The 9,088-nt window shown below is 45.7% G+C and carries 8 protein-coding genes; 3 read left to right on the plus strand and 5 right to left on the minus strand.

Going from position 1 to position 9,088, the window contains the following annotated elements; translation table 11 throughout:
• The first annotated feature begins 159 nt into the window (after positions 1 to 159).
• From ACTXGO_RS06935 to ACTXGO_RS06945, 3 genes are all read left to right on the plus strand, one after another.
• Positions 160 to 2,073, plus strand: a complete 1,914-nt coding sequence (locus ACTXGO_RS06935; protein WP_443541210.1) for an ABC transporter ATP-binding protein — start codon at positions 160 to 162, stop codon at positions 2,071 to 2,073.
• 46 nt (positions 2,074 to 2,119) lie between these two features.
• Positions 2,120 to 2,998 carry an alpha/beta fold hydrolase gene (locus tag ACTXGO_RS06940; protein ID WP_443541211.1) on the plus strand — a complete coding sequence of 293 codons (879 nt, stop codon included), beginning with the start codon at positions 2,120 to 2,122 and terminating at the stop codon, positions 2,996 to 2,998.
• A gap of 166 nt (positions 2,999 to 3,164) precedes the next feature.
• The gene (locus tag ACTXGO_RS06945) at positions 3,165 to 3,794 is read left to right on the plus strand and encodes an alpha-ketoglutarate-dependent dioxygenase AlkB family protein (RefSeq protein ID WP_443541212.1); all 630 of its coding nucleotides are present in this window, start codon (positions 3,165 to 3,167) and stop codon (positions 3,792 to 3,794) included.
• On the opposite strand, the gene ACTXGO_RS06950 is transcribed toward ACTXGO_RS06945, so the two are convergent.
• From ACTXGO_RS06950 to ACTXGO_RS06970, 5 genes are all read right to left on the minus strand, one after another.
• Entirely contained in the window at positions 3,791 to 4,672 is an 882-nt protein-coding gene (locus ACTXGO_RS06950) for an EcsC family protein (RefSeq protein ID WP_443541213.1), read from the minus strand. The two genes, ACTXGO_RS06945 and ACTXGO_RS06950, sit on opposite strands and share 4 nt — an antisense overlap.
• 162 nt (positions 4,673 to 4,834) lie before the next feature.
• Positions 4,835 to 5,827: an NADP-dependent oxidoreductase gene (locus tag ACTXGO_RS06955; protein WP_443541214.1), complete on the minus strand. Its 993-nt coding sequence runs from the start codon at positions 5,825 to 5,827 to the stop codon at positions 4,835 to 4,837.
• Positions 5,828 to 5,866: 39 nt separating this feature from the next.
• The gene (locus ACTXGO_RS06960; RefSeq protein WP_435950014.1) at positions 5,867 to 6,622 is read right to left on the minus strand and encodes an endonuclease/exonuclease/phosphatase family protein; all 756 of its coding nucleotides are present in this window, start codon (positions 6,620 to 6,622) and stop codon (positions 5,867 to 5,869) included.
• Positions 6,623 to 6,774: 152 nt separating this feature from the next.
• Positions 6,775 to 7,587 (minus strand): glutathione S-transferase N-terminal domain-containing protein, encoded by an 813-nt coding sequence (locus tag ACTXGO_RS06965; protein ID WP_443573817.1) that lies wholly within the window; start codon positions 7,585 to 7,587, stop codon positions 6,775 to 6,777.
• A 102-nt stretch (positions 7,588 to 7,689) separates the two neighbouring features.
• A complete protein-coding gene (locus ACTXGO_RS06970; RefSeq protein ID WP_317200499.1) occupies positions 7,690 to 8,802 on the minus strand; it encodes an AOC03_06830 family ribosome hibernation factor in 1,113 nt (370 codons plus the stop codon).
• Positions 8,803 to 9,088 lie beyond the last annotated feature (286 nt).

Below are 9,088 nucleotides of genomic sequence, written 5' to 3' on the forward strand. Positions count from 1 at the left end.
AGTATCCTCATCAGTCGATCTCAGCTTACAATTAGCCTGCAAGCCTGATAATGAAGTTTGATAAAATATCCGATTATTCTAATCCTAAAAGTAAAGGCACAAAACCGCGAGTACTAATGCTGGTTTTTGTACGCTGATACTACTGTCTGTTTGCTACCTATGAATGCACTTTTTCGCTTTTTTGAAACCCGTCTGCCCGCTTTTCCTGAATCTCCAATGCCGCTACCTGCACCTCGTGATGGTCTGCTAAAGTTCTTGTGGGCCTGTACCAAAGGCCTGCGTGGCTGGCTGCTGCTGTTTATGGTGCTTTCAGCGGGTATTGGCGTTTATGAAGCTATGCTGTTTGCTTGGATTGGCGATATTGTCGATTGGCTTGGGATTTATACCCCGCAAAATCTATGGCTAAACAAAGGCGATATGCTCCTGCTTATGTTTGCAGTGATGCTAGTTAGCCCCTTTTGGATTGCCTTATCGTCGTTTATTCATTTTCAAACCTTACAAGGCGTATTCCCCATGCAGATGCGCTGGCGTTTTCATCAGCGTATGCTTGGGCAGTCGATGCAGTTTTATCAAGATGAGTTCTCAGGTCGCGTCTCAGCCAAAGTAATGCAAACGGCGCTTGCGGTACGTGATACGGTGATGACGGTCACCGACATGTTTATGTACGTTACCGTTTATTTTATTACAACGGGCGTCATTTTATTTAATTTAGACAGCTTATTATTGATACCTTTTATCGTTTGGTTCATCTTAGTCGCTTTGACGATGTGGTATTTTATTCCTAAATTAAAACAAACTGCTATTGTACAAGCAGATGCTCGCGCACTCATGACTGGACGTATTACCGACGCTTATGCCAATATCATGACCGTCAAGCTCTTTAGTCATTCACGCCGTGAGCTAGGTTATGCCAAAAATGCGATGGGTCAGTTTTTGGGTACGGTACACGCGCAAATGCGCTGGGTAAGCTATTTGGAGGTTTCAACTCATCTCATTAGCGTGATTTTGGTCAGTAGTACCGCAGGTATCGGTCTTTATTTGTGGCAACAAGGCGCCGTTGGCGTCGGCGCGATTGCTGCGGCGACGGCGATGGCACTACGCCTAAACGGTCTGACCCGCTGGATCATGTGGCAAACCGCTAGCTTGTTTGAGAGTATCGGTACGGTACAAGACGGTATGCGCACGTTATCAGCGCCGCAAACTATTATCGATGTACCAAATGCGCCCACTCTAAAAGTCACTGACGGTCATATTGTGTTTGATCAGGTTGATTTTAGTTATGAAGGTGAGGAGAATGGCGATATTGAAGGGGCGCGTATCGATGAGGTCAAAACGGTTGCCGCATCAAACTTGTCACAAGTTAAACTACTAGATAACTTTTATCTCGATATCAAACCAGGCGAAAAAATCGGTCTGGTTGGGCGCTCAGGCGCAGGTAAATCAACACTGGTCAATTTGCTCTTAAGATTCTTCGATGTCGATAGTGGCAAAATCTGTATCGATGGACAGGCTATAGACAAGGTCACTCAAGAGTCCCTGCGTCAGCAAATCGGTATGGTTACCCAAGACACCTCCTTACTTCATCGTACCGTCCGCGAAAACATTGCCTATGGTCGCCCTGATGCAAGCGATGACGAGATTATAACTGCCGCCAAACAAGCGCAGGCTTGGGACTTTGTCAAAGACTTATACGATGATAAAGGCAATACAGGTCTTGATACTCATGTTGGTGAGCGCGGGGTTAAGCTCTCAGGCGGTCAGCGTCAGCGTATCGCTATCTCGCGCGTCATGCTCAAAAACGCGCCAATTTTGTTATTAGATGAAGCCACCAGTGCCCTTGATTCTGAGATTGAGTTTGCCATTACTGAGAGTCTAAACGACATCATGACGGGCAAAACGGTCATTGCGATTGCCCATCGCCTCTCAACGATTGCCGCCCTAGATCGCTTGGTGGTTATGGAACAAGGCCAGATCATCGAACAAGGTAGCCATGAGGAGTTACTCGCGCTCGGTGGTGTATATGCGCGCTTGTGGCAACGTCAAAGTGGTGGGTTCTTAGGTGAAGATAACTAAACCATTATAAAGTTAAACGAATACAAAGTATAAGGATAGTGCTGTCATGCAAGATTTTGCCAAACCGATTACCCTCAAAAAGAAAAAAGCGCGGTATTACGATTTAAGTACTCTTGGCGCACATACAAACACTAAGCGCGCGCCTGCTCATTTTTATGGAGGTAATGGCTTTACTGTCGGTAATTACAAACCGCTGCTCACCCAGCTTTCCACAAATTTTGATATCAGCGCGCTGGCTATGCGCGGCTATTGGTATGATAAGCCAAAGGCAAAAGTGTTGACCCGCCAGCAGGATGCCGATCTTCTTATTAAGTTTTTGGAGCAGACGCAAGATAAGCCTGTAGTCGGTATCGGTCATTCACAAGGCGCGACTGCGACCGCGATGGCAGCGGCTAAACGTCCTGATCTGTTCTCAAAGCTATATTTAATTGAGCCTGTGACTTTTACCAAACGCCAAGCAAGGCTATACAAGCTCATTCCTCGTAAGGTTCTGCTCACTCGAGAACCCTTTAAAAGCGCGCTGAGTAAACAAAATATTTGGTCAAGTGTGACAGAGCTTTATGATAACTTACGTAGCAAAAATGCCTATCGTCGTATCTCAGACGAGCACTTGCACCTCTTTGCTGAGCAAAGCCTTGAGCTGCAAGACGATGGCAGTTACCGCTTTATTTTTAGTCCAAAGCAAGAATTGGCAAGCTATTTTGGCATACCCTATATCGACGACGCCCTAAAAAAGACCCCCGTTCCTTATACCTTAATTATCGGTAAACCCACTATTTTTATTAACGATCAAGTTCGCAAAAATTGGCAAAAATTTGTCCCTTCAGATCAGCTGATCGTTATGCCTGAAAATGGACATCTACTCCCTGTAGAAGCGCCAGAAGAATGCGCTAAGCTCATCCTAAAAGACTTCAATGACAAGTAAACAACATCTTTAATCTATAGGGTATAGTAAATACTAAATAAAACAGATACATTTAATTTTAACGCGCAACTGATATCAATTTTCCTTGCATGCTGTGTCGTTGCAGCCAGAGGCTGCGCAAAATTAATATCAGTTACGCTTACAATGGACTGACTATAGATGCCCTATGACTAATTTGTTCCCGCTCATCCCTCAGCACAATTTACTACCCTGTGATGGTATTTTGAATGATTTTGGTGTGGTGATTGAGGACGCTAATGCGTTATACGAAGCTTTGTTGGCTGACTTGCCTTGGCAATCTGATCGTGTGACTTTGTTTGGCAAGACACATATCACTAGCCGCAAAATTGTCTGGATGGGTGACGACGGCACAAGCTATCGCTATTCAGGCCATACGCATTCGAGCATTCCTTGGTCGGATTCTGTGTTTCATGTGAAACAATTTATCGAGAAATCACTACTAGCGCAAGGTATTAAGACCAATTTCAACTCCTGTTTGCTTAACTATTATCCGTCAGGAGCTGAGGGTATGGGCTACCATGCTGACGATGAAAAGGAGCTAGGTGACCGTCCTATTATTGCGGCGCTATCTTTGGGCGCCACACGCAAATTTGTCTTTAAACACAAAACTATCAGACACCAAAACAAGCCTGTCAAAGCTGCGCTCTATCTTAAGTCAGGTCAGCTGCTTGTCATGCAGGGAGATACGCAGACGTTTTGGAAGCATAGTATCACCAAGACCACAACGGTTGATTCAGGCCGTATCAGCTTGACCTTTCGGCGTATGCTCGCTTAAAATGACTCTTGGCGATCCAAAAAACGCTCGCGGTAGCACTGATACGCCGCTTCACACACACTTGCCGTATAATTGGCATTGACGCCGCCTGCGACCACAGCGCCTACCGCAGGAATAATCTGCGCCGCTTTGGTTTTGACCATATTGGTCGCCACTTTGGTTGCCGTCTGTCTAAGTATTCGCGACATCAGCTCTTCATTTATTTTATTAAATGCCTTAGTCTCAGGGTCTTGAGTTAAGCTTGCCGTATCCTCAAGCGCCGCTTTACGCTCATCAGCAGACGCAGAAGTCGCAACTGCTAGCAGTGACATGGCAAATAGCTGTTCGCCTTTTTGACTCATATCGAAACCATAATAAGTGGCATACTCACCGATAGCGCGCAGATTGGCGGTGATTAGTCCCATCACGTCAGCACTGATACCTGCCCAGCCCGCCATTCCTGTCGCTACGCCTTGTGCACTTGTCAGTGCTACGTATTTGCTCTTAAATAATGTCACTTGCTCATCAACATCCGCGATATCTAAGCTTGCAATGTCATCGAAAGATTTAACCGCGTCACTATTACCCAGCGTATTGCGATAAGCCTCTATAGCATCTTGGGTATCTAGCGTCCAGTTTGCTGCATCGCTTAGAGTTACAATAGCTTTTTGTGTCGCTTGCTTGAGCGTCTCGCCCAATTGCGGCGCGTTCATTAGCGCATCGCCTGCCTTGTCTATTGGCGCACTTAAAGCTGCAAAGGTTTTATCTATTATATTTTGATCAGGGTTTTTCCATGCCTCTATCTCTTGGCGTACTTGAGCAGCATAAACGTTACCTCTGCCGTGACTTTTGGTGTCGTTGCTAGTGTCGCTATTTGCATTATCCTTTGCATCGGTCATTTTTTTATCCTTAATAATGATTATGTGCTAGGCGGCTGAGAACCAAAATTTCAAACCAGCCGCTTTTAGAAGCGATCAATAAAGGCCGCAGTATGAATACTATAGCGGCTTACACGCATTGGTTTTGTAAGGATAAACACGGATAGGTAGTATAAAGGTAACTTATACGGCGAGTACCAATTTGCCAAAGGCGTCGCCTTTTTGCAGATCAGTGTGAGCGGCGACTACCTGTGCTAAAGGATAAACCTGCTGAATCTGTAGCGTCAGCTTGCTATCAGCAAGACACTTAAGCACGCGCGTCATGTCTTGACCATTGGGCTTGACTGCATAGCCCTCTACGCTTAGGTTTTTGTCACTACCTGCCTCTTTAAGCTTATCCACCCAAATCGTCGGTAGCACGAAGACGCGCGCGCGAGGTTTAAGTACGCTCAGCGCGCGCACGCCAGCCTCGTTACCGACCAAATCTAGCAACACATCCGCTTGTAAGTTAGGGAAATTATCGTCTTTAGTATAGTCAATCCAGCCCGCTAGCTGGTTTCTATCGACCAAACCTGAGATTTTGTCGTACTTATCAGGTGAGCAGATCACGGTAACTTTGATGCCCATCGTCGCCACTTTGTCCATCAACAGTTGCACGACCAATTGCCCAACGCCGCCAGCAGGGGCATTCATAACGACGTGCTCACCTGCTTTTATATCGGCAAAATCAATGAACTGTAATGCTGTTTGACCGACACAAGGCACCGCCCCTGCCTGCTCTAAACTAACAGTCTTGGGCACTTTGGCAAGTAGCTCTGCCTCAACCGCTACATACTCGGCATAGCACTGTCCATTGAAGCTAAGCGAGGCAACCTTATCACCGATAGCAAAATCATCACTACTGCTTTTGACGACTATACCTGCGACGTCAAAGCCTAAGATGGTAGACCACCCTTTATCGAAATACTGTTTTTGAATATTGTCTGCGCCCCAGCCTTTGCCTTGACGAGTCTTGTAATCGACAGGATTGATACCTGCATACGCGACCTTTATCAGTACTTGGTTATCACCAATGTCAGGGACTTGAACGCCACCTTCGTAGCGCATGACCTCAGGCGTACCAAATTTACTGATCAGTACAGCGTGCTGGTCTTTTGGTATAGCGTGCGTAGACATGATTGCGTCTTCCTTTTCGATGGTTTAAAAGTAATCAGGCTAAGCCAGCACCAGCTCTGCACTAATCGGTAGATGATCTGATAGCGTCGACCACGGCTTGCCCGTATGTACCCAAGCATCCTTAATCGTCAGATTGCGCACGTAGATACGGTCTAAGCTGAGTACAGGCAATTTAGCTGGGAACGTCGGTAATAGCTTGCCATGACAGCACCGTAGAGCCTCGGTCATACCGAGATTGGTCGCTAATTTATCACAAGACATCTTTTTCCAATCATTAAAATCACCTGCCAATATCAGTGGCTGATCAGGAGCAATGGCGTTACGCACGTAGTCGCTGATCGCCTCGTACTGCTTGATACGGTCGCGCTCAAATAGATTGAGATGCGCGCACAAGATAACGACAGGGATATCCCAGCCAATGGGTTGAACTTCGCAGTGCAATACGCCGCGCTGCTCAAGCTTATTGACGGTGATATTGACATTGTGTTTGGGGTCTAACGGGAACCGGCTTAGTACTGCATTGCCGTGATGACCGTTTTGGTACTCGGAGTTTTTGCCATAGCTATTTTGAAATTGCAGATATTCTCCGAACCATTCGTGCTGCGATTGATCAGGGTATTCGTTGTATTGTAGATTGCGTTTTAGGTTTTGACCTTGCACTTCTTGCAAGCAAATTACATCTGCACGTATAGTATCGAGCGCCTGCGCAATACCCTGCATCTTGACTTGCCGATTCATCGGCGACATGCCTTTATGAATGTTATAACTGGTCAATACAAAAGATTTAGTGGTCATAGAATTATCATTTTTAAGATAGAAAAATTGGGTTTGATCGTTTAGTCGTAATCAAAATAATTAGCAAACTTATGATGAATAGTAGCAGATAATCATTATGGTAGTTTATCAAAGCGCTGGAGCAGCGTACTCAGCTAAGATCAACAGACCAACTACCCATAGTGCTCATCTAAATAATTGATAATGTCTTTGGACTCATACATTTGCGTATCGGTATTAGGATCTACTAGATACGGAAATTGTAATTTGCCATGCATCACCTCATTCATCAAACGCTCACGTTTACCGCCTTTGACAGGCTGATACTCCCCTACACTGAGTCGAACGCCAAAGCCGCCAATGTCTTGAATCTGCTCGCGAGCGACGCTGTGGTTAATATAACCGACTTCAAGCTCGCTGAGTTTTTCACGCACCAATCGGCAAAAGGGACTGGCCTCAAACCCATATAAATGTAGGGGCTTATCAGGTTTACCGCGCGCGTCGTTCTTTTTGGGGTGGTCGGCTTTTACGCCGCGCATCATAGAGGCCACACTCGCCGCTTTATTGACAAGGGTGGCGTTGTCATCATCTTGGGCTCTTTGATACTTGCTGGGGGTTGTGCCTTTTTTGGAATAATGCGCGAATAGATGATCGATAATCGCTTGTGAGTCAAGTAATTTGACGTCTTGGTTATCATCAATCAAAAACGGTACTTGCGCTTTACCAACCCGTTTTGTGAGCTCATCGCGGTAAACGTGACCTTTGTGCGGACTGGGACGACTCTCAAAGTCTAAATTAAGATGGGTCATGACCTCACGTACACGGCGCGAATAGGGACAGGCCTCATGCTCATAGAGCACCAGCATTTTTTCAGGCTGCATAGGCTTGGGCGTGCCCATATTGCCACGCGCACCGCGCAACAGCATAGTCGTCGTTGCTTGCAAGCTTTTTATCTTATGTCCAAGGGGTGTGTTTGGAATAATCATCGTGGATGCCTTATTATAATGTAAAAAGAGCATTGACTCGTTATGAACCAATGCTCCTTTATTGTACTTTTATGATACTTAGTTATATGACCAAGTGCTATATCAATAACGGGTGACCAGAGCAATCGGTTGATCTTCGCCCATGATCTCCTCAGGCAAGAACACCACGTCGCCGCCATTGTGAATGACATGCTCAATAATCACGCCGATAGCGTCATCAGTAACGCCTTCGCCAGCTGCGTCGTCGACTACCGTTAGCGTCTGCGCTTTTTCATCGATTTTGGCAGGTTGGATGTACCAACGACGTACATACAGCGTCTCGCCTGCGCCTTGGAACGCGCCGCGATAGACTTCTTGCAAGTCAGTACGTAGCATCTCAGCGCCGCGAGCTTTGTCAATCTCACCCATCGCCTCTTGATGTAGTGATGAGCGATACTCTTCTACTGCCTCTTGAACGCCATCAACGATATGCTGCGCGCCGCCATCATCTAGATTGGTCACGTTGGAGACCGTAGCGATAATGTTGTCTGGACGATCGCAAACTTCTTTATAGTAGCCGATATTTTTGGCATCGCCGACGATAACGAGTGGTAATTTGTGCTCACCCCATAGCTCTTGTACGCTCTTGTCCACTTGGTTAAAGAACTCTTTTAGATGACTGCTCTCATTATTCGCCGAGCGATCTGAGCCGCCATCACTGGTGGTATATAAGCCATTGTTTTCGACAGGAAAGGCAATGTTTTCCATATTGTTTTGCTTGTCATCATCTTTATCAAACTCAGCAACGACGCGATCATTTGACGCCTCAATTAAGCGCGCGACATCACGAGTCAACACAACGGTATAAAAGTGTACTGCGCTTGCCATATCACGAACCAAATCACGCGTTGCAAAGCTGTCTGAGATCACCACGCGCTCTGTAGTGTCAAGCGGCATACGGATGAGCTGCACATCATCGACGCTAGCAAAAATAGCGAGAGTATCTAGATTATAGTTATGATTAAGATCATTGGTTTTTGCATGGATACTATCCATGATCGTGGTCGCTGTGTGCTTATCGTACTCATTGTTTAGGCGCTCTTCTGCAACTTTTAATTGGTTTTTGAGGGCGATAGGATCTTGCTCATTGGCAGGATGCTCGCGATGGGTCTTAACAAAAATACTCACGGCTGGATTGGCTTTGGTCTCGCGTAAACTCTTAAGTGTTGCTTTCATAGATGCATTCCTTATTTTATTATCGTTAATAAACCTTTTGTATTGGTACTCTATTAAAGCATTACCACTATAAATGGTCGTCATCTTAATCTGACACTATCTAGCGGATAACGGTGAATAGGCACCTGTATTAGTACTTTTAGGCATATGTTTTTTCTTAGTACCACCTTTGATACTAACAGACCGCCTTCACAGATGTATGATTAGTTTGCAAGCAAATGATGACGCTTTGTAAGCAATAGCAATAAATGCAAGATACTGTTCTGCGCCTATTTTAAGCTTATGT

The organism is Psychrobacter sp. T6-1 (genome assembly GCF_052258445.1).